The 1,174-nt window shown below is 47.7% G+C and carries 1 pseudogene; it reads right to left on the reverse strand.

The window, feature by feature from the left end:
- Positions 1-93: 93 nt before the first annotated feature.
- Positions 94-1,174, reverse strand: a pseudogene (locus tag KIV40_RS29250) (ABC transporter ATP-binding protein); the annotation flags it as partial.

Below are 1,174 nucleotides of genomic sequence, written 5' to 3' on the forward strand. Positions count from 1 at the left end.
ATTAATGTTCACGTTGGCATTGGCTGCAACCGTTGCTAACGCAGTAATCGAAAGCCCGCTCGCCCGCGGGCTTTTTTATTATTCTTATCGGAATTAACTTGCTTGCTGCACTTGAGGTGGCAACGTGATTAGGTCATTAAGCGTATGACCACGCTCGTATGCCTTACCTTTGCTATCAAATAGATGACACTTTTCAGCAGGGATGCGGATGTTCAAACGCTGTCCTACTTCAACATGTACCGTACCCGGAACGCGCACTAGTACCTCTTGTCCGCCGCGCACCAGTGTTGTGTAAAGCAATGATTCCGTTCCAAGGCGCTCAAGACCTTCAACGATAACGCCAACACCTTTCTCATCGAGGTGAATATCTTCAGGACGAATGCCCAATGTCATTAGCGCACCTTGTGTCGCTCCTTGAGCATTCACTTCCGCTTCAAATTTGTAGTCACCGACTTCTACGTGCGCTTTTTCTTCACAAGCAGAAATCAGTGTCGCTGGCAGTAAGTTCATCTTTGGTGAACCAATAAAGCCTGCAACGAACAGAGTTTTCGGGAAGTAGTAAAGATCTAACGGCGAACCGACTTGCTCAATCGCACCATCACGCAGTACCACGATTTTGTCTGCAAGAGTCATCGCTTCAACTTGGTCGTGCGTTACGTAAATCACCGTCGATTTCAATTTCTGATGGTATTCCGCTAATCGAAGACGCATACGAACACGCAGTGACGCGTCTAAGTTCGATAGCGGTTCATCAAGAAGGAAAAGTTTCGGGTTGCGGACAATCGCACGACCAATCGCCACACGTTGACGCTGACCACCGGAGAGCTGACTTGGCTTTTGCTTCATAAGGTTTGTCAGCTCAAGCATTTCGCCGACATCTTTCACTGCTTTTTTGATTTCGTCTGCACTGAGCTTTTTCGCCAGCTTCAGACCAAATGCGATGTTCTCTTCTACCGTCATATGTGGGTAGAGTGCGTAGGATTGGAAAACCATCCCAATACTCGCCGTCTAGTCACATTTCGCCTGAAGAAATCTCTTCTAAGCCAGCTACCATGCGCAGCATAGTTGATTTACCACAACCGGATGGGCCAACGAAAACCGTGAACTCACCGTCTTCGATAACTAGGCTGGCGTCTTTGATGATGTGCGCACCATCTGGATAGATTTTGTTGAT

The sequence above is a fragment of the Vibrio sp. D173a genome (assembly GCF_030248475.1).